General features: G+C 64.6%; 20 protein-coding genes and 1 tRNA gene. 9 read left to right on the top strand and 12 right to left on the bottom strand.

The genetic code is table 11. The features are described from left to right. Positions 1–255 precede the first annotated feature (255 nt). Positions 256–329, bottom strand: a tRNA-Gly gene (locus ACTUWL_RS30275). Positions 330–888: 559 nt separating this feature from the next. Here ACTUWL_RS30275 and ACTUWL_RS30270 point away from each other — a divergent pair. Further along, positions 889–1,275: a YciI family protein gene (locus ACTUWL_RS30270; protein WP_021081735.1), complete on the top strand. Its 387-nt coding sequence runs from the start codon at positions 889–891 to the stop codon at positions 1,273–1,275. A 7-nt stretch (positions 1,276–1,282) separates the two neighbouring features. On the opposite strand, the gene ACTUWL_RS30265 is transcribed toward ACTUWL_RS30270, so the two are convergent. Together ACTUWL_RS30265 and ACTUWL_RS30260 are read right to left on the bottom strand one after the other, a co-directional pair. Next, complete coding sequence (locus ACTUWL_RS30265) at positions 1,283–1,690, bottom strand: hypothetical protein (RefSeq protein WP_021081736.1); 408 nt, start codon at positions 1,688–1,690, stop codon at positions 1,283–1,285. A gap of 87 nt (positions 1,691–1,777) precedes the next feature. Continuing rightward, positions 1,778–2,527 (bottom strand): lytic murein transglycosylase, encoded by a 750-nt coding sequence (locus ACTUWL_RS30260; RefSeq protein ID WP_373012202.1) that lies wholly within the window; start codon positions 2,525–2,527, stop codon positions 1,778–1,780. Positions 2,528–2,873: 346 nt separating this feature from the next. Here ACTUWL_RS30260 and ACTUWL_RS30255 point away from each other — a divergent pair, with 346 nt between their 5' ends. Both ACTUWL_RS30255 and ACTUWL_RS30250 read left to right on the top strand, forming a co-directional pair. Further along, a complete protein-coding gene (locus ACTUWL_RS30255; protein ID WP_021081738.1) occupies positions 2,874–3,233 on the top strand; it encodes a MerR family transcriptional regulator in 360 nt (119 codons plus the stop codon). A 33-nt stretch (positions 3,234–3,266) separates the two neighbouring features. Further along, positions 3,267–3,653, top strand: coding sequence for a VOC family protein (locus ACTUWL_RS30250; RefSeq protein WP_021081739.1), 387 nt, complete (start codon positions 3,267–3,269; stop codon positions 3,651–3,653). A gap of 42 nt (positions 3,654–3,695) precedes the next feature. Here the strand turns inward: ACTUWL_RS30250 and ACTUWL_RS30245 are convergent, their stop codons facing one another. Further along, on the bottom strand, positions 3,696–3,923 hold the full coding sequence (locus ACTUWL_RS30245) for a hypothetical protein (RefSeq protein WP_021081740.1): 228 nt from the start codon (positions 3,921–3,923) through the stop codon (positions 3,696–3,698). Positions 3,924–4,078: 155 nt separating this feature from the next. After that, a complete protein-coding gene (locus ACTUWL_RS30240; RefSeq protein WP_021081741.1) occupies positions 4,079–4,375 on the bottom strand; it encodes a hypothetical protein in 297 nt (98 codons plus the stop codon). A 437-nt stretch (positions 4,376–4,812) separates the two neighbouring features. Here ACTUWL_RS30240 and ACTUWL_RS30235 point away from each other — a divergent pair, with 437 nt between their 5' ends. Then, positions 4,813–5,208, top strand: coding sequence for an NUDIX hydrolase (locus ACTUWL_RS30235; protein ID WP_021081742.1), 396 nt, complete (start codon positions 4,813–4,815; stop codon positions 5,206–5,208). Between the two features lie 141 nt (positions 5,209–5,349). Further along, positions 5,350–6,663, top strand: coding sequence for a chloride channel protein (locus ACTUWL_RS30230; RefSeq protein WP_021081743.1), 1,314 nt, complete (start codon positions 5,350–5,352; stop codon positions 6,661–6,663). Between the two features lie 8 nt (positions 6,664–6,671). On the opposite strand, the gene ACTUWL_RS30225 is transcribed toward ACTUWL_RS30230, so the two are convergent. From ACTUWL_RS30225 to ACTUWL_RS30215, 3 genes are all read right to left on the bottom strand, one after another. Beyond that, a complete protein-coding gene (locus ACTUWL_RS30225; RefSeq protein WP_021081744.1) occupies positions 6,672–7,865 on the bottom strand; it encodes an adenylate/guanylate cyclase domain-containing protein in 1,194 nt (397 codons plus the stop codon). A 170-nt stretch (positions 7,866–8,035) separates the two neighbouring features. After that, on the bottom strand, positions 8,036–9,280 hold the full coding sequence (locus ACTUWL_RS30220) for a metal-dependent hydrolase family protein (RefSeq protein ID WP_021081745.1): 1,245 nt from the start codon (positions 9,278–9,280) through the stop codon (positions 8,036–8,038). A 31-nt stretch (positions 9,281–9,311) separates the two neighbouring features. Further along, complete coding sequence (locus tag ACTUWL_RS30215; protein ID WP_021081746.1) at positions 9,312–10,667, bottom strand: MFS transporter; 1,356 nt, start codon at positions 10,665–10,667, stop codon at positions 9,312–9,314. 121 nt (positions 10,668–10,788) lie between these two features. Here ACTUWL_RS30215 and ACTUWL_RS30210 point away from each other — a divergent pair, with 121 nt between their 5' ends. Next, positions 10,789–11,712, top strand: a complete 924-nt coding sequence (locus ACTUWL_RS30210) for a LysR family transcriptional regulator (protein WP_035653163.1) — start codon at positions 10,789–10,791, stop codon at positions 11,710–11,712. Between the two features lie 21 nt (positions 11,713–11,733). Here ACTUWL_RS30210 and ACTUWL_RS30205 read toward each other — a convergent pair whose 3' ends face one another. Then, complete coding sequence (locus ACTUWL_RS30205; protein WP_021081748.1) at positions 11,734–13,194, bottom strand: purine-cytosine permease family protein; 1,461 nt, start codon at positions 13,192–13,194, stop codon at positions 11,734–11,736. Between the two features lie 298 nt (positions 13,195–13,492). Here ACTUWL_RS30205 and ACTUWL_RS30200 point away from each other — a divergent pair, with 298 nt between their 5' ends. Further along, complete coding sequence (locus ACTUWL_RS30200) at positions 13,493–14,164, top strand: FMN-dependent NADH-azoreductase (protein WP_021081749.1); 672 nt, start codon at positions 13,493–13,495, stop codon at positions 14,162–14,164. 36 nt (positions 14,165–14,200) lie between these two features. Next, on the top strand, positions 14,201–15,085 hold the full coding sequence (locus ACTUWL_RS30195) for a polysaccharide deacetylase family protein (protein ID WP_021081750.1): 885 nt from the start codon (positions 14,201–14,203) through the stop codon (positions 15,083–15,085). Here ACTUWL_RS30195 and ACTUWL_RS30190 read toward each other — a convergent pair. Both ACTUWL_RS30190 and ACTUWL_RS30185 read right to left on the bottom strand, forming a co-directional pair. Next, the gene (locus ACTUWL_RS30190) at positions 15,066–15,995 is read right to left on the bottom strand and encodes a LysR substrate-binding domain-containing protein (protein WP_021081751.1); all 930 of its coding nucleotides are present in this window, start codon (positions 15,993–15,995) and stop codon (positions 15,066–15,068) included. The genes ACTUWL_RS30195 and ACTUWL_RS30190 overlap by 20 nt on opposite strands. A gap of 24 nt (positions 15,996–16,019) precedes the next feature. Further along, on the bottom strand, positions 16,020–16,631 hold the full coding sequence (locus tag ACTUWL_RS30185; protein ID WP_021081752.1) for a DUF1989 domain-containing protein: 612 nt from the start codon (positions 16,629–16,631) through the stop codon (positions 16,020–16,022). A gap of 103 nt (positions 16,632–16,734) precedes the next feature. Between ACTUWL_RS30185 and ACTUWL_RS30180 the strand changes: the two genes are divergently transcribed. After that, a complete protein-coding gene (locus ACTUWL_RS30180; protein WP_021081753.1) occupies positions 16,735–17,610 on the top strand; it encodes a LysR family transcriptional regulator in 876 nt (291 codons plus the stop codon). Positions 17,611–17,685: 75 nt separating this feature from the next. Here ACTUWL_RS30180 and ACTUWL_RS30175 read toward each other — a convergent pair whose 3' ends face one another. Then, positions 17,686–18,075: a hypothetical protein gene (locus tag ACTUWL_RS30175; protein WP_021081754.1), complete on the bottom strand. Its 390-nt coding sequence runs from the start codon at positions 18,073–18,075 to the stop codon at positions 17,686–17,688. Positions 18,076–18,191: the final 116 nt, after the last annotated feature.

Genomic DNA, 18,191 nt, shown 5'->3' with positions numbered 1-18,191 from the left:
TGGGTCGCACCTCGCCCGAAGCTCGCATCTCATCCGAGAGTCGCGATCATCTCTGTTCGAGCGTACCGGCCATCGTCGTCAGACGGCCACTAGCTACCCTTATTGGAGACGATCATCATAAATAAGAACCACTTTGAGTAGAGATTGAAAACGCCCACAAATCTGCGTCAGCCTTCAGCCGTGATGTTTCAAAATTGTCGGAATGGAATCAGAATGGAAGTTTAAAATTTCTGGCTAAGCCATTGAAATCGTTTTTGGAGCGGGTGAAGGGAATCGAACCCTCGTATTCAGCTTGGAAGGCTGCTGCTCTACCATTGAGCTACACCCGCATCGAACGATCCCCTAACACGACCCGACGGCCGCCTCAACTGCCTCGACGGGCGTGATTATACGCCGGTCCACGGCAACATGCCGGCGCATTGCGCCCGGTTCCTGGCCCGGATCGGACGGACGGCGGCCTTAACAGCGGCGGATTCGCCACCTATATTGCTGGTCCCATCAACAAAGAAAGGAGGTGATCTAGTGTCTTGTCTCAAGCGCTGTCACCTCGCTGGGATCGCCCGCTAGGCGCTGAGCAATCAGCCTGGCATCGGGGCGCTCTCAGCCCTGGACCAGCGAGACATCAACATCGGGGGCGCGGCGGAAGTGATTCCGCCGCGCCTTTCTGCTGTTCGGGCGTCGCGAATCGGCGCCGCCACACGACCTGCGGGCTACGTCGTAGCAGCACAAAAGTGGCCTGATCCGCTACAGATGAGATGTCGGACTGGGTGGCCGCGAGCCGTCCTAGAACATGACCCGGAAAAGCGCGAAGCGGTTTTCCGGGAATATCATGCTCGAACAATCATCGCGCGCCAGCGCCTGCCGCATCGGAAATGAGGAGTTCGCTACATGCTTTATGCCATCCTGGCCTATCACGTCGAGGCCGAGGTCAAGTCGTGGAATGCCGATGAGGACGCAGCCGTGATGGCGGGCCTGCGCGAGGTCCATCAACGGCTGAAGGGCCGGCTCGGCCCGGCTGCACGGCTCGGCGAGACCCGCAAGGCCAGCACCCTGCGCGGGCCCGGCCATGGCGTCGTGATCGACGGCCCGTTCGCGGAGACCAAGGAGCAGTTGCTCGGCTTCTACGTGATCAATTGCGCCGATGAGGCGGAGGCGATCGCCGCGGCGCGCGACCTGCGCAGCGTCAACCCGTCGGCCGTCTACGAGATCCGCCCGCTGAAGCTCTACATCCCCGGCGCCCCTTTTCCGGAGACCGCGGGCCCGAGCGACGTGTAGAAGTTGCTCAGCGACTCGAGCGTTTCGGCAATTTCGGCAGCCGGCTCGGATCGAACTTCGGCAGCGGCAAATCCGGCGGCGGCTCGGGCGCCACCTCTTGGCTCGGCATCAGCGTCACCTCGAAGGCAAGGTCGGGCACCGCATCGGCCCTGCCCGTGGCGGTCGCGATCGGGCCGCTCGCGACTCCCTCGAGCCGCACCACGAGGTCGTCGGTGCCGAACACGGTCTGATGACCTTCGGAGTGCCGCCTGGCGGTGAGGACGGCGGAGAAGCGCTCGCCGTCGACCTCATAGGTGCCGCTGTAGAGCATGATGGCATCGCTGCCCCACAGCCTGCCATCGGCCATGTGCACGATGCCGGTGCCGTCGGCGAGCGACGTTCGAAACCACGCCGCATAAGTGCCGTTCTTGAGCATGGAGCCTGTCTCCACTCGCTCCGTTTTCACAGCAAACGATCTGGGCACCGTTGCGTTAACAGGAAGTGAAGGAACCCGGGCCTGCGCTCATTGGCCGTCGATCTGCCGTCCCATAATGGCGATCGCCTTCTGATAGACCCCCGCCGCGTTCCATGCCTCGATCGCCGCGAAGTTGGGTTCCCCGGGCTGATAGCCGGCGCCGGCGCGCCAGCCATTGGCGCGCAGGAAGTTCGCCGTCGAGGCCAGCGCATTGGCGGCGACGTCGAGATTGCCGGTGCCGTAGGCGAGGACATTCTTCGGCATGAACTGGGTCTGGCCGATTTCTCCGTGCATCGAACCACGCGTGCTCCCGGACAAACTGCCGCGGTCGATCAGCTTCAGCGCGGCATAGAGCTGCTCGGTGAAGAACTCCGGCCGGCGGCAGTCGTAGGCAAGCGTCGCGATCGACGACAGCATGTTCTGGTTGCCGCGCTGGCTGCCGAAACCGCTTTCCATGCCCCAGATCGCGATCAGCGGTCCCGGCGGCACGCCGTAGCGCTGCTGGATCGAGGCGAACATCGCCGCCTGCGACTGCTTCAGCGATCGGCCGCGCGCCACGATGGTCGCCGATCCCCGCTTGGCCATGAACTGCTCGAGCGACAGGCCGAAGCTGCGCTGGCCGCGATCGGCGGCAATCGTCGCGCTGGCATAATGCGCCTGCATCAACGCGTCGATCGCGGTGGCGCCGACGCCCTTGGCCCTCGCCTCACCGGCAAACTGCTCCTTCCAGGCTTCGAACCCGCCGGGCCCGTTGCCGCACTGCGCCGCGTTGGCCTCTGCGCCCAGCGTTGCAACCATCGCGACGATGGCGAGCGCCGACGCCGCAAGCTGCCAGCCCCTGATCATCCGAAACCTCCTCCGAAAATATGCCGCCGCCCCCGCGGGCGCGGCGCTGACGATGGCCGGATTTACATGACCCGGCGATGAACGATCCGCCTCAGATTCGGCCGCAAGCGACACGATAGGTCGCCGGGCGCGGATTGGCCATCCCGGGCTACGCCAGCCGGCCGGGACATTTGGCCCTCCACGGCTCCGGCGGAGCGGCGGAGTTCGGCGTCCGCGTCCGGTGCAGACTTGCGCAACCCGGCGCTTGACATTGACATTAACGACAAGGTGCTAGGCCGGCCCTCGACAGGAGATCGCGATGAAGATTCAGGAGGCGGCCCGTCATCTCGGCGTCAGCGCGCGGACGCTTCGGCACTATGAAGCGGCCGGCCTGATCGTGCCGCGCCGGACGTCGAACGGCTATCGAAGCTATTCCGCGCCGGAGATCGAACGAGCTGCGTGGGTGCGGGACCTGATCGCCTCGGGTTTCTCGACCCGCGAGCTTCGCAATCTCCTGAGCGCGCTCGAAGACGGTCGGCGTGCAGCGCGTGTCAGCTGCGCCGCCGTGATGCAGGACAAGCTCGACCAGATCGACCGCGCGATCGCGGCGCTCCGCAAGCGGCGCCTTGCCTTGTCGCGACGGCTGACCGGATCGGATCGCGACCACCGCAACGCATGAGGGCATGATGAGGACCCCGATGAGGACTTGGCAATGAAGATACTCAACATCCTGGTGAGGCGCTATTTGCCACTGGAGGACCTCGATCAAGCGGTCGCCTTCCACGAAAAACTGATCGGCCAGACGGCGCGGCTTCGCTTCGACTATCCGGAACACGACCTGAGGCTCGCACAGGTCGCCTCGATCCTGTTCGTTGCTGGCACCGAACAGAGCCTGAAGCCGTTCACGGCGACGCATCTGACGTTTATGGTCGATGACATCGACGCGTTCGCCGCGCATCTGCCCAGCGTCGGCGCCACGATATTGGACGGCCCCAAACCGGTCCCGACCGGCCGCAACATGCTGGTGCAGCATCCGGACCAGACCCGCGCCGAGTATGTCGAGCATCGCAACAAGCATCCGGCCGACCGGCTGCCTTGAGCATGGCATCCACAAAGCGGCGTGACCGACAGCAGGCGTCCGCTAAGGCACCTCGCCGCGCCGCAACGGGCCAACGGTCTGCGGGCGGTTGAGGAAGAACTCGCGGTTGCCGAGCGCGGCCTCCGCATACTGGTCGATTGCCACGATGATCGCCTGCACGTGGTGAAAGCACCAGCCTTCCCGCGTTGCCATGTGCCGGACCTCGGCCAGCGCCTTGATCCAGGGCGCGTGATCATCGCTGTCGTGGAAATACCGAAGCGGCTCTCTCATCTTTCCTCCGGCAGATCACGTCCTCCAGCTCGGCGCGCTTGCGCGACAGCAGAAGCTGCGCCGATGCACTATCGCGTCCGGCCTGCCTGAGCCGGTTCAAGGATGCATCGAGCTCGCGCAACTCGGCGCGCAGCCGCCGCATCCTGGGTGCGTCATCAGGCACGCGCTTCGCCGGCGACAAGCTCCCGCTTCGCCGCGCGAAGAAAGACCGGGGTCGCGGCACGGCGGCGTGGAGCGACGCCCGCGTGCACGATGATCGGATCGCGGTCTCCGAGCATGGCCCGCTCTTCGACCAGGCGGCTCATCACCAGGCGCATCTTCAGGAGGTCCCCGGCAACGAAGGCGCAGTCCTCGTCCCGGTTGATCTGCTCTCGCATGATCGCCTCGGCCTCGAGCATGCTGACGCGCAGCGCCCTGATCTGCCTGCGAATTTCGCTGATACGGTTGTCCATGGCGGCCTCCTATTCACGGTGGAAGACAACTAGAACAAAACAAGAACAAGAAGTCAAGGGACGTCGACGCGGCGGAGCCGTCCATCATGGACTTTTTCATCCCCACGCGATCGGACGAGTTCCTGCCGCAGGAACCGCTGGATCACAATTTCACGAAGGCGATGTGAGGGTGTGGAGTCACGGGCAAGCCCGCCAGCGCAATCACAGCGAACGTGAAGCAGAGTGACAACGACGTCGCGACAGTCCGTCGCAGCCATTCGGCCTTCTTGCCGCCTCCTCCGAATCGCATCAGCGCATCGTCAGAGTCCGCGTGCTCCGGCTGTCCATCTGAGACAAACAGCCGACACACTGCTGTGGAACAACAGGTCAATAGAACTTGTCTACCCAAATAGACAAGTTTAAATGAGACAGATTCTGTTTCGATCATTGCGCAGTACATGACCAAGTCCTCCAAACTGGTGGCCGCGAAGCGCGGCAAAGTTCTCCTGGTTCGACGCCGATCTGACGGGTTGTGGATGTTCCCCGGCGGGCGCAGACGCGCGCGCGAAACCGGCAAGGATTGCCTCAAGCGCGAAATCAAGGAAGAGCTGCCGAAGCTCAAGCTCGGCCGGCTCAGCCTCTGGAAGGAAGTGACGGCCAAGAACAAGCGTTCCGGCCGCAGGATGAGCGATGCGATCTTCATCGCCAAGAACGCCAAGGGACGGCTGTCGATCGGCGACAAGAAGGAGATCGACCGCGCTGCCTGGCAGAAGCCCCGCGGGATTCGCCTGACCGCGACCTCCCGCTACATCCGCGACCGGCTGTTTCCGAGAAAGCAGCAGCGGCGCCGATAGACGGCGGGTGTAGACTTCGGCTCTGCGCGATTGCCCGGCGTATCCTGCTGATTTCTTGAGCTTCGCGCACCCTCGACGCATGCTAAGGATGACGTGATCCGTTTCGTATCGGACCACGATATTAGCCAAAATGCCGGTCGAATGAGCTTTCCTTCCAACCGCCAGCGGCGGCTGTTCAGAATCGTCTCCGCGCGTTGGCGACGCCGCGCCATCTTCCTGCTGGGCGGCATTGCAGTCGGTGCGGCGGCCGTCGCGCTCGCGCAGCTCGCGGATTGGGCACAGATCGCCTTTGCCGCGCTGGTGTCGCATTTCCGTTATGCCTCGCTGCTGTTGACGCCTGTCGGCTTCGCGCTGTCGGTGTTCCTGACCAATCGCTTCTTTCAGAACGCGCAGGGCAGCGGCATCCCGCAGGCCATCGCCGCGCGCCATCTCACCGACCAGACCGCGCGCGAAAGCCTGGTTTCGCTGCGCATTGCGGCCGGCAAGGTCCTGCTGACGCTGTTAGGCCTGCTGTGCGGCGCATCGGTCGGGCGCGAGGGACCGACGGTGCAGATCGGCGCGTCGATCATGTTTGCGCTCGGCCGCTTCTCGCCGCGCCGTCAGCCCGGCCTGATCCTGGCCGGTGCGGCCGCGGGCGTCGCGGCGGCCTTCAACACCCCGCTCGCGGGAATCGTGTTCGGCATCGAGGAGATGAGCCGCGCCTTCGAGACGCGAACCTCCAGCCTGATCATCGGCGCGGTGATCGCCGCCGGCCTGACCTCGCTCGCGCTGATGGGCAACTACACCTATTTCGGCACCAGCGCGACCGGCTTGCGCAACGGCGCCGACTGGCTCGCGGTCCCGCTCTGCGGCGTGGCCGGAGGCCTGGCGGGCGGCCTGTTCAGCCGCATCCTGATCGCCATGGCCCGCGGATTTGCCAATCCCGTTGGACGCGCGATCAAGCGCTACCCGGTCGGCTTTGCCGCGATCTGCGGACTGGCGGCGGCGATCTGCGGGATTGCGTCCGACGGCGCGATCTACGGCACGGGATATCAGCAGGTCAAATCCGCGCTCGAAACCGGCTCACAATTGCCCGCGAGCTTCAGCGTCTGGAAGTTCCTCGCGACGACGTTCGCCTCGATCAGCGGCATACCGGGCGGCATCTTCGCGCCCTCGCTCGCGGTCGGCGCCGGGCTCGGCTCCAACATCGCGCCGCTGTTTCATGGCGCGCCGCTGCCGGCCATCATGCTGCTCGGCATGGTGTCGTACTTCGCAGGCGTGGTGCAGGCGCCGATTACCGCCTTCGTGATCGTCACCGAGATGACCGACAATCACGCGATGGTGGTGCCGCTGATGGCCGCAGCCCTGATCGCACACGCGAGCTCGCGCCTGATCTGCAAGGAAGGCGTCTATCACGCCCTCGCCAAGGGGTTCATCGACCGGGCTGCGCCGGCGCAGAAGACGACGCCGGCCTGAAGACTCCATCAGCCGTTATAGGCAAACAACTCGATCGGCTCGCTGAATCCGCGCACCGCATGTTCGCCGACATGTTCGAGTGCGAAATCGCGCTCCACGAGGTCGGCGAATGCGCGCGACAGCAGCACCTTTTTTCCCAGCTGCTTTGTCAAGGCTTCCAGCCGCGAGGCCATGTTGACGGCGGGACCAATGACGGTGAAGTCGAGCCGGGTGCGCGATCCGATATTGCCGTACATGACGTCACCGACATGGACGCCGATGCCGTAATTCATCGGCGCACGACCCATCATGCTGTTCTTTTCGCTCAGCGCGGCCATCGCCTGCCGCGCCTCGGCCACCGCATGCAGCAGGTTGGCACAAGCCTTGGGGTCGCTGAGCGGGAAAATGGCGAGCAGTCCGTCGCCGATGAATTTCAGGATTTCTCCGCCATGCCGCGCGATCGGCTCCGACATCGCGTCGAAATAGTCGTTCAAGAGATCGATGACGTCGTCGCGCGGCCAGGAGTCCGAGATCCGGGTGAAATCCCGCAAGTCGCAGATCATGATCGCGGCGCGCACCGTGGTCCCGCTGCCGCGCCGCGTCGCACCGGCCAGGATCATCTCGCCGGCATGGGTGCCGACATAGGTCTCGAGCAGCGTCCGCGCCAGGCGGTTCTTCATCCGGATCTCGCTGACCAGCGCCAGCACCGGCAGTACCTTCTTCAGGCTGGCGACGTGGGCGTCATCGAAGCCCCCCGCGCGGTCGGTTGCGAACGTCACGACATGCCGCTTGCCGAGCGTATGCAGCAGCGGCCATGCCACATAGTCGGTCAGGCCTTGCGCGCGCATGTCGTCATAGAGCGCGTGCTTGCGGCCGGGCGCTCCTTCGAGCCGCTCGCGCACTTCAGCGGCGCCCTCCTGGATTTCGTAGACGGAGCTGCCGATATATTCCGAGCGCTCCCTGACCTCGTAGTCGACCCGCGAGATCTCCGCCTCTTGCTTCCCGTCCGCCCACATGATCCGGGCGCCGAGCCATTGCGGATGCTGGATCAGTAGATTCATCGTCGCCCGCTTGATCGGGATGCCCGCGCCCTGCAGCCGGATGCACAGCTCGGCAAAGATGTTGTCGATGAAACGCTGGTCGCGCGTCTCGTTGGTCAGCCAGCTCACCACATCGCCGTCGGACTGCGGCGTAACGGAATCGATGTTGGGCGGCGCGTTCATGGCTGGCTCCGGGGCGGGGAGTTGAGTCGGGCAGCCGATATGTCGTGCTTCCGCCCGGCCACGTCAACGCTGCCAGCGCTATCGTGATCGTATGGTGCCGGGTGGCCGCGAGGCGCTGCCGGCCGCCGCGTGACGCGAGGATGACAGGAACGCTGGGCCGGCGAGTGTGCCTACCCGCCCAGCCGATCCACCTCGGCCTTGCCGGCCTTCATCACCATCGGAATATGCTCGCCCTGGCCGAGCAGGCACGACACGTCGCGCAGCGGATTGCCCTCGACCACCAGCAGGTCGGCGAAGGCCTCCGGTGCGATGCGGCCGAGCCTGCCTTCCATGCCGAGCACCTCGGCGCCGACAATAGTTGCGCTGGCGATCACCGCCTGCGGGCCCAACAATTCGGCGCGGATCCGGAACTCGTCGCTCTGCAAGCGCTGCGACGGTCCGAGCAGATCGGAGCCGTAGCCCATCTTGACGCCGGCCTCGCGGTAGATCGCGAGCGAGCGCAAGCCGGCGTCGCGCACGTCGGCGACCTTGGCGACGCTCGCCGCCGGCAGGCCGTATTTCGCCCCCTCATTGGCCAGCGCCTCATAGGTGACCAGGGTCGGCACCACATAGGCGCCCTTCTCGGCCATCAGCCGCGCGGTCGGCAGATCGATCAGATTGCCGTGCTCGATGGTGCGCACGCCGCAGCGCACCGCGCGCTCGATCGCCTCCGCGGTGTAGGCGTGGGCCAGCACGTAAGTGTGCCGTGCTTTCGCCTCGGCGACGATGGCGCGGATCTCGTCCTCGGAATAGCCGTAAGCGCCGATCGGATCGGTCGGCGACGCGACGCCGCCGGACGCCATGATCTTGATCTGGTCGGCGCCCATCTGCAGCTCTTCGCGAACCGCCTTGCGCACCGCATCGACGCCGTCGACGACGCGCGCGATGGCACCGACGCGCACGCAGCAGGAGCAGGTCGGATCGGCAAGATAGTCGGAGCGGGCCCGCCCGTCGCCATGGCCGCCGGTCTGGCTCAGCGCCCGGCCGGAGACGAACAGCCGCGGACCATCGGTCAGGCCGGTGTCGATCGCCTGCTTCAGCGCATAGCCTGCACCGCCGGCATCGCGCACGGTGGTGAAGCCGCGCTTCAGCATGCCGCGCAACAGCATGGTCGAGCGCAAGGTCACCAGCACGTTCGCCATGCGCGCCTGCTGCGACAGATCGAGCTCAACCGCGACCGCGTGCACATGCAGGTCGATCAGGCCGGGCATCAGGGTCTTGCCCTTGAGATCGATGACCCGATCGACTGAGGCCTCGATCGGCCGATCGGAGACCTCCTTGATCAGGCGATCCTCGACCAGCACATGGTGTCCTTCGAGCAGATCGGATCGCAGCGGATCGAGCAGCGCGGCATTCTTGAAGAGGATGGTGGACATGATTGGATCTCCTGTCAGGACGCCGCCGTGGTCACGCGGTCTTGCTTGCAATTTCTTCCAGCGATCGGCCGCGCGTCGGCACGCCCATCAGCACGACGGTGAGCGCGCCGATCAAGAGGACCGACGTGGTGACGCCAAATACGCCGGCAAAGCCGAAATTCGGATAGAGGTAGCCGACCAGGATCGGCGCTGCGATCGCGCCGATGCGGCCGATCGCGGACGCGAGGCCTGCACCTGTCGTGCGGATCGATGTCGGGAACACCTCGGCCGTGTAGGCATAAACGCCCGCATAGGTTCCGTTCATGAAGAACGAGAGCAGCAGGCCGGCCGTCATGATCTCCGCGTCACTCTTGGCGAAGGCGAGCCCGAGCGCGGCGACGCCGCCGAGCAGCATGTAGGTCGCAATCGTCGCCTGCCGTCCGATCCGTTCATTGAAGAAGGCGGCGGTGAAATAACCCGGCACCTGCGCGCAATACATCGCCAGCGAATAGCCGAAGCTCTTGGTGATGCTCATGCCGTTCTGCACCAGCAGGCCGGGAATCCAGACGAAGAAGGAATAATAGCTGAAGGTGATCGACAGCCACATGATCCAGGTCATGGTGGTGATGCGGGCCTGGCGGCCGGCCAGCAGCGCGGCGAAATTACTCAGCAGCGTTCCCGACGATACGGCAGGTAGCGCCGGCTCGGGGACCGGAGCCGGCAGCACCCGGCCCTCGCGCGCGAAGACAGCCTCGATCCTGTCGAGCACCGCCTCGGCCTCGTTCGCCCTGCCGCGGCTCTCCAGCCAGCGCGGCGATTCCGGCAGCGACCTCCGCCACCACAGCAGCATCACGACCGGCACCGCGGTGATGACGAGCACGATACGCCAGCCGTTCTCGTAGGCCGGCACGATGAAATAGCCGAGCAGCGCCGCGGCGACGAAGCCGAACGAGAAGAAGCCGGCGAGCGCGCCGGTGAAGGCGCCGCGGTAGCGCCGCGCCACGAATTCCGCGAGGTATGGCGCGATGATCGCGCTCTCCGCGCCGGTGCCCATGCCGGCGACGACGCGGGCGGCGAAGAACGACGGCCAGCTGTCCACCGCCGCGCTCAGCAGCGAGGCCGCGCTGTAGAGCGCCAGCGCCGACATCATCACCGCGCGGCGGCCGATCAGGTCGCCAAGCGTCCCCGCCAGCAGCGCGCCGAACAGATAACCGACGAAGGTGCTGCTGCCGAGCACCCCGGTCTCGACATTGGTCAGCCCCCAGGCGGTGCGCAGCACGGGCAGGATGAACGCCAGCACCGCGGCATCCATCGCGTCGAACAGATAGCCCAGGCCGCCCATCAGCAGCAGGTGTACGTGGAATCGCGCGAACGGCAGGCGCTCGATGCGCGCCGAGATCATTGACATGAAGACGCCCCCCTCCGCCCCGCGGTCGGCACGCGCCGCAGAGTCAGCCGGGGAATGATAGACAAATCAACATTATGGGAATAATTTATATTTATTATCTGGTACATCACCATCGTGAATATTGCCCGTGTCGTTCCGCACGCTCGACCTCAACCTGCTGAAAGTCTTCGAGGCCCTGATGACCGAGGGCAGCGTCACGCGCGCCGCGAGCGCGCTGACGATGACCCAGCCCGCGGTCAGCAACGCGCTCGCGAGGATCCGCGACGCGCTCGGCGATCCCTTGTTCGTCCGATCCGGCACGGGAATCCGCCCGACCCAGCGGGCCGTGGCGTTGTGGGACCCGATCAGTGGCGCGCTGGAAAGCATCCGTGGCGCGCTCGACGAAAAGGTGTTCGATTCGCGCAGTGCGCAGATCGAGTTCAGCCTGTCGATGTCGGACTACGTGGCGTCGCTGGTGATGCCGGCTCTGTTGAACCACTTTGCCGAGATGGCACCGAGCGCGCGCCTGCGCACCGCGCCGAACACCATCATCGGCATCGCCGACCAGCTCGAGGACAACCGGGTCGATTGCGTGCTGAGCGTTTATGTCAACGAGGCGCAGCATCCGGGGCTGATCCGCTCGCGTTCGCTGTGGACGGTCGACTATGCCTGCTTCATGCGGCGGGATCACCCGCTCGCGAACCGGAAGCGGCTGAATGTACGCAGCTTCCTCAACGCCAAGCATGTCGACGTGAGCCTGGCAGGCCGCACGGCACCGACCTACGACCAGTTTCTCGCCTCGCGCGGGCTGTCGCGCAACCTCGTTGCCATCGTCAATCACTACAACGCCGCCTACGAGATCGTGCGGCAGTCCGATCTGATCGCGGTATTGCCGCGCGATCTCAGCGCGCAGTCGCGCCAGGCGCCCCACCTCCACGCCGTGCCGGTGCCGTTGCCGGCGCCGCCGCGCATCGTCAGCCTGTTCTGGCACCAGCGCAACGACACCGTCCCCGCGCAGCGCTGGCTGCGCGACACGCTGGTGGGGCTGTTCGCGCGGATGGAGTGAACTGGCACAAGATGTGCCCCATCAGGTCGATGTCGGCGCGGGCTCGATCGATGCCTCGCCCGCGGCCGGCAACGCGTCGCTTCGCGCCAGCGAACGTCCAAAGAGCCGATGCAGCGCCAGATAACTCAGCGCTGCCACACCGATCCCCGTGAGCCAGGACAGATCGACCCCACCGGTGGCGAGCGCCAGCGGACCTTGCATCGCCTTGATCGTGCCCATCTGGAACGCCCACGCCGCTGCGAACCCGGCGGCAAAGGCGATCAGCCCGGCCCAGTTGAAATCACGACCCCTGCCCGGCTCCTCGTACAGCGATGGGAGATCGATCCGACCGCGTCGCACGAAGTAGAAGTCGGCGAGCGTGACCCCCGCCCATGGGCTGATCCAGACGATCAAGGCGACCATGAAATTGTCGAAGGCATGGGCGAAGTCGCCCGACTGCAGGAAGCCGTAAAGGATCGCGGAGGCGATCAGGCCGGAGGCCACTGAAATTACCCAGCGCGGCCGCCGCAGATCGAGTGCGAGCGACGACAGCGCCGCTGAATAGATCACGACGATGTTGGTTGCGATCGGGCCATGGAGCAGCACCAGCAGCACCGGCAACGCTATCGTGCCGAATGCTGCGATGATCAGCTTCGACGGGTCGGAGCCGGCACCGGCAGACGCAATCGCAGCGCCCAGGAAAGCGAGCCAGACCGTCGGGGCGAACATGCCGAGGAATGTCGCCCGGAACACCTTGGCAGCACCGAGCGAGGGCCTGGTGAAGCGCGTATAGTCGGACGCATAGGTGAGCCACGAAATGCCCCAGCCGATGCCGATCGCGGTCATCAGCTGCGTCGCCGCGGCGAACGCCGGCATGCCGGTGACGGCGGCGGACTGCCACTTGATGTCGACGCGCAGGAAAGCCAATGCGGTCATGACGGCCATGATCAACAGAATGACCGGCATGGTGTAGCGCTCGAATACCTTGATGGCATTGAAGCCCCAGGCCGCGATGCCGACCTGAAACAGCATCACCAGCACCGCGATCGCGTATTTGAGCTCGACGCCGCCGCCGATTCCCATCCGCTCGAGCGCGGCCATGCAGAGGTCGAGCACGATCCAGGTGTTGATCGCGACCCATCCCATCGGCATCAGCACCTGTGCGAGCGCCGGCAGATAGGCGCCGCGCCGGCCGAACGCCAGCCGGCCGAGCACCATCTGCGGCACGCCGGTGCGGTGTCCCATCAGGCAGAAGGCGGCAAACAGCGCTGCGCCGAACAGATTGCCGACAACGATGACGGCAAGCGTTTGCAGCAGGCTCAGGCCGAGCTGGATGCCGAGCGCGCCCAGCACCCAGTTGATCGGCGCGATGTTCGCGCCGGTCCAGATCCAGAATTGATCTGATGGTGACGACGTGCGGTGCGCCACCGGCACCGGCTCAATTCCGTGAGCATCGAAGCCCGCCTCATCCTGCGCCGGAAGCTGTGTCTGCTTGAGCAACATGTTTCCCCCCGTTTGTCCGGCGCATTGGTCTGGGCCGGGATGGGGCATCTGAGCAGCAGGCGGCGATGAGGCGATAATGAGAATTCCTCAAGCCGGGTTGAGAGCATGTCGAGAGTGAAGCTTGCATACCGGATATGGACAAATCGGGCTGCGACAAGGCCAGCACACCGCGCCACACTGGCGCGCCGCATCACTGTTGAGATTTTCTCAACTCGCCTGCCGGATTCATCAATCACGCCGCCCCGGGCGCTCGGTCATTGTAGCGCCGACGCAAAGCGCCAATCAGCCGAGGTCAGGGATGACGACACTTCTGCATATCGATGCCAGCCCACGCGGCGACCGTTCGGTCAGCCGAAAGCTCTCCAAATCGTTTGTCGAGCATTGGCTCACGCACGAGCCCGGTGCCACGATCATCTCGCGCGACGTCGGCCGCAATCCGCCGCCCCTCATCACCGAGACGTGGGTGGCCGCGGCCTTCACCGCGCCCGCCGACCGCACCGCCGAGCAGCGCGACGAGCTTCGTCTCTCCGACGAATTGATCGACGAGCTCGACCGCGCCAACGTGATCGTGATCGGGGCGCCGATGCACAATTACGGCATGCCGGCGGCGCTGAAATCATGGTTCGACAAGGTGATCCGGATCGACAAGACCTTCAGCTTCGATCTCGCACGCGGCGACTTTCCGCTCGAGCCGATCATGCGCGGCAAGACGCTTGTGGTGCTGAGCTCGCGCGGCGAGTTCGGTTTTGGCCCTGGCGGGGTGCGGGAGACCATGAACCATCTGGAAACCCATATCTTCACCTGCGCGCATTATCTCGGGGTGCAGGAGAGCCATCTGATCGCGGTCGATTACCAGGAGTTCAACGACGAACGCTACCGCCGGTCACTCGCCGATGCCCTTGCCGCAATCCCGGTGCTGGTCCGGCAGTGTCTTGGAATCGACGGGACTGTTAATGTCGCGGCGGAATGATGCGCCGTTGTCCGCCGGCTGTGCGAGGATGAACCGATGATAAAGAATCCCATCCCCTGGCCGAACGGCGCGCGCTGTGCCTGCACGATCACGTTCGACGTCGACGCCGACAGTCTGATTCACATCGCCCGGCCGAAGGATTCGTTCGACCGGCTTTATCCGATCACGATGGGACGCTACGGGCCGACCGTCGGCGTGCCGCGCATCCTTGAGACCTATCGCCGCCTCGGCCTGAAACAGTCGTTCTTCATGCCGGCCTGGACCATGCAGCGCTATCCGGATGCGGTGGAGGCGATCCTTAAGGCGGGCCACGAGATCGGCCATCACGGCTACATCCATGAGGATCCGACGGAGATTTCCTCGGCGCAGCAGCGCGAAGCCTTCGAACGCGCGCTCGCCATTCATGTCGCGATGACCGGACGCAAGCCGCGCGGCTACCGCGCGCCGGTCTACAACGCCAACCAGACCACGATCGATCTCCTGATCGAGCATGGCTTTGTCTACGATTCGTCGCTGATGGCCGACGACATCCCGTATCAGATGCGCACCGCACGCGGATCGCTCTACGAGATGCCGCCGCACTGGGGATCGGACGATTGGCCGCCTTTCGCCCATTACGCGGAGATCGGCTACATGATGCCGGTCAAATCGCCAAGTGAAGGCCTTGCGGCCTCGTTTGAGGAGTTCGAGGCCGCCTATGAGGCTGGTGGATTCTGGATGGGGATATGGCACCCGTTCCTGACCGGCCGGCTTGCCCGCTGGCGCGTGGTGGAGCGCTGGCTCGAGCGGATCGTCGCCGAGCGCAAGGTCTGGTTCGCATCGCTTGAGGACATCGCCGCGCATCTCGACGGCTTGGTCAAGGCGGGCACCTACCAGGTCCGCGTCGAGACCCTGCCCTACTTCACGCAGCCCGTGTCATAACCAGTTCGTGGGGTGCACGAAATGCGGCAGCCTCTGCACGCAGCCAGTCGATGAATGCCGTCACTGATTTGCGCCGGGCAGCAGTCGGCGCATTCACGAGGCGATAGGCGAAGCCCGCAAGCGCGGGGCCGTCGAGCCGGCGCAGCGTGCCCTCGCGCAATTGCTCGTCGACCAGCGCGTCGCTGCACAACAGCGGTCCGAGCCCGCGCTCGGCGGCATGCAACGCCAGCGGCTCCTCGCTGTACCAGGAGATGCGGAAGTCGCGGCCGGGATCGTGATCGGCCCCCGCAAGCCACGCCGACCACGCCGGCGAATCCAGCGCGGCATTCTTCCAGCGGAACGCCAGCAGCGAGCGCGAACGGAGGTCGTCAATGGCCGGACGAGCACCAGGCGGACAGATCGCGCTTGCCGCAACCGCAATGTAGCGATCGCTGAACAGCACCGACGGCTCGCCGGCGCGATCGACGCGACCGTAACGAATGGCCAGATCGACGCCCTCGGCGCCCGGCGCCCGCAGCTCTTCGGTCGCATCGATGTGGACGACGAGTTGAGGAAATGCCGCATTGAAGCGCGCGAGCCGCGGCATCAGCCAGCGCTCGGCGAAGGCGCGCGTGGTCGATATCGTGATCGCATCGCCGTCGGCCGGCGGCCGGATCGCGGCAAACGCGCTCGCCATCCGGTCGAAGCCGTCGCGCAGCAACGGAAACACTGCGTGTCCATCCGCGGTCAGCACGACCGCGCGGCCGGAGCGTTCGAACAGCTTGTGTCCGAGGATCGCTTCGAGTTGCCGGACCTGATGGCTGATCGCCGTCACCGTGACGCAGAGCTCATTGGCTGCGGCGGTGAAGCTTTCGTGGCGCGCGGCGGCCTCAAACGCGCGGACGGCATTGAGCGGCGGCAGTTTGCGCATGATCGGTTCTCCGCGTGTCCCGTGTCAGGCGATGAGAAAATGCGCGTCGGTCGGCCGCATGTCGTTCACCGGCACCATGTCCTGCGGACAGGCGGAGAACACGATGACCAGGTCCATCTCGGCACGCAGCGACACATACTGCCCGGCCTCGCTGACCGGCGACTTGAAGTCCAATTCTCCATTGTCCGTGACGGGCACGTTCATGAACAGGTTCAGCGGAGCCGGCGTCACCGCAGCCGACAGCCCGACAGTCTCGAGCGCGTGCGCCAGATTGTGCGTGCAATTGTCATGATGGCCGGTAGCGCCGAGCTGACGATAGCGGTGAATGTCGCAGGCCGCGATCAGCGTGTCATGGATACCTGGGCTGGTGTCGGCGACGAATGTGAGGATCGGGCGGCGCCGGTTGGTCGTCAACGTATCGCCGACGCGGGGAATGAGCCGCAGCATCGACGCGCGGCTGTGCTCCATCGACATGAACTCGCTGGTGTCGCCGGCATTGAAGGCCCAGGTGTCGACCACCTGCTTGCCATGGGTGTTGACCACGGTGACGGTTTCTCCCGCTTTCAGACGGGCCGCCACGCCGTTGCGGGCTGGGATCAGGCGGGGACGGGTGAGGTCGGTGGTTGCTGCGGGCACGTGATGTCTCCTCAAGGCTCTGTCGCGCCATTGCAGCACCGTCGGACATGTAATTCTAATAATATTAATTGTATCCATTATAACAAAATCGTATAGTTGTGGCATGCGACTCCGACAGCTTGAATGCTTCCGCGCCCTGATGCTCCACGGCACCATGACGAGAGCGGCCGAACTGCTCGGCATGTCACAGCCCGGGATCAGCACGATGATCGCCGGCCTCGAGCACGAGACGGGCCTTAACCTGTTCGTACGGCGCGGCGGCCGCCTGCAACCGACCCCGGAAGCCAAGCTGTTCTATGTCGAGGCGGCACGCGCGCTCGAAGCCACCGAGAACGCCTCTCGCGTCGCGGCCGAGATCAGGTCCGGCCGGCGCGGTCATCTCGCGATCGCCGCCTATCCGAGCATTTCCATCAATCTGCTGCCGCGGCTGCTGTCGCAATTCGCCAAGAACAAGCCCGAGCTGCAGATCAAGATCATCTCGCGGAATTCGGCGACCGTCCGCGAGTTGATGTCGACGCAGCAATTCGATCTCGCGGTTGCCGAACTGCCGCTCGATTATCCGACCTCGCACATGGAGGTGTTCTCATATGACTGCATGTGCATGCTGCCGCGCGCGCATCCACTTGCGAAGCTGAAGCAGATCACACCTGATGACCTCGACGGCGTCCCGTTCGTGACGCTGTTCCGCGGCGACCCGATCTACCAGCAGCTGGCGTCAGCCTTCTCCGAACATGGCGCACGCTGGAACGTCGTCGCGGAGACGGAATTCTTTTCGACCGCGTGCCAGCTCGTCACTGAGGGCCAAGGCGTCGGGATTGTCGATCCGGTGGTGAGCAAGCCGTTCACCGAGGGCCTTGTCGTTCGTCCTTTCAAGCCGAGGATCCAGTACCAGATCGCGATCCTCTCCCCCACGCATGAAGCGCTGTCCCAGGTTGCGCAGGACTTCGCCGGACTGCTCCGGCGCACGTTGAAGGCATGAGGATCGGATGGCACCGGCAAGGCAAGTCCAGCAACAAAGGCTGCCGTTCACGCTCCGACTGCCGGCCGAGGCAGGTCATTGCTTGGTGTCGCTATCGCTGGTCTTCAGTTCGTATTTGGCCGTTCCGGTGATCGAAAAGCTGGGAGGGCCGTCTTTCGTCACGGCCTGGGATCTGAATATGTTGACGGAAGTCACCCGACAGGTCGCTTCATACACCTTCGACAAGATCGGGCACTGCGCCTTCGCTTCCTCGTAGAGATCTTGCCTTATGGCATTCAGGGCGATCTCGCGGTCGCTACCCTGCACTGATGAAGGAGGCACGGCAACGCTCGCAAGCGCAACCGTGATTTCCATGAAGCCGCGAGGAGGCGAAGGCGGAACAGTATTGAATATGACTTGAGCCTGCGCCGACGTGATGGCCAGCCATAACAGGGCCGAATATGCAATCGCTGTGACAAGGCGCATTGCCGGGCTCCCCATGAAATCGTGCGACTGCCTCCCACATCGTGAAGAACGCAGATGCCTCAACCAAGGATTGTTACAAGTCCCGAGCAGTTAGACCAGACGCTGCAGCCCCATGC

It is taken from the genome of Bradyrhizobium sp. WCU1 (genome assembly GCF_053474805.1).
Note: the sequence above shows the minus strand (reverse complement) of the source record. Positions and strands in the feature narration are given on the sequence as shown.

Excerpts from the sequence above, each read along its gene's own strand:
- ACTUWL_RS30225 (WP_021081744.1), bottom strand. The coding sequence starts at position 7,865 with ATGAACGCGCCGCCCAACATCGATTCCGTTACGCCGCAGTCCGACGGC.
- ACTUWL_RS30205 (WP_021081748.1), bottom strand. The coding sequence starts at position 13,194 with ATGTTGCTCAAGCAGACACAGCTTCCGGCGCAGGATGAGGCGGGCTTC.
- ACTUWL_RS30235 (WP_021081742.1), top strand. The coding sequence starts at position 4,813 with ATGACCAAGTCCTCCAAACTGGTGGCCGCGAAGCGCGGCAAAGTTCTC.
- ACTUWL_RS30265 (WP_021081736.1), bottom strand. The coding sequence starts at position 1,690 with ATGCTCAAGAACGGCACTTATGCGGCGTGGTTTCGAACGTCGCTCGCC.
- ACTUWL_RS30270 (WP_021081735.1), top strand. The coding sequence starts at position 889 with ATGCTTTATGCCATCCTGGCCTATCACGTCGAGGCCGAGGTCAAGTCG.
- ACTUWL_RS30250 (WP_021081739.1), top strand. The coding sequence starts at position 3,267 with ATGAAGATACTCAACATCCTGGTGAGGCGCTATTTGCCACTGGAGGAC.
- ACTUWL_RS30195 (WP_021081750.1), top strand. The coding sequence starts at position 14,201 with ATGATAAAGAATCCCATCCCCTGGCCGAACGGCGCGCGCTGTGCCTGC.
- ACTUWL_RS30220 (WP_021081745.1), bottom strand. The coding sequence starts at position 9,280 with ATGTCCACCATCCTCTTCAAGAATGCCGCGCTGCTCGATCCGCTGCGA.
- ACTUWL_RS30215 (WP_021081746.1), bottom strand. The coding sequence starts at position 10,667 with ATGTCAATGATCTCGGCGCGCATCGAGCGCCTGCCGTTCGCGCGATTC.
- ACTUWL_RS30180 (WP_021081753.1), top strand. The coding sequence starts at position 16,735 with ATGCGACTCCGACAGCTTGAATGCTTCCGCGCCCTGATGCTCCACGGC.
- ACTUWL_RS30255 (WP_021081738.1), top strand. The coding sequence starts at position 2,874 with ATGAAGATTCAGGAGGCGGCCCGTCATCTCGGCGTCAGCGCGCGGACG.
- ACTUWL_RS30190 (WP_021081751.1), bottom strand. The coding sequence starts at position 15,995 with ATGCGCAAACTGCCGCCGCTCAATGCCGTCCGCGCGTTTGAGGCCGCC.
- ACTUWL_RS30240 (WP_021081741.1), bottom strand. The coding sequence starts at position 4,375 with ATGGACAACCGTATCAGCGAAATTCGCAGGCAGATCAGGGCGCTGCGC.
- ACTUWL_RS30245 (WP_021081740.1), bottom strand. The coding sequence starts at position 3,923 with ATGAGAGAGCCGCTTCGGTATTTCCACGACAGCGATGATCACGCGCCC.
- ACTUWL_RS30260 (WP_373012202.1), bottom strand. The coding sequence starts at position 2,527 with ATGGTTGCAACGCTGGGCGCAGAGGCCAACGCGGCGCAGTGCGGCAAC.
- ACTUWL_RS30175 (WP_021081754.1), bottom strand. The coding sequence starts at position 18,075 with ATGCGCCTTGTCACAGCGATTGCATATTCGGCCCTGTTATGGCTGGCC.
- ACTUWL_RS30200 (WP_021081749.1), top strand. The coding sequence starts at position 13,493 with ATGACGACACTTCTGCATATCGATGCCAGCCCACGCGGCGACCGTTCG.
- ACTUWL_RS30230 (WP_021081743.1), top strand. The coding sequence starts at position 5,350 with ATGAGCTTTCCTTCCAACCGCCAGCGGCGGCTGTTCAGAATCGTCTCC.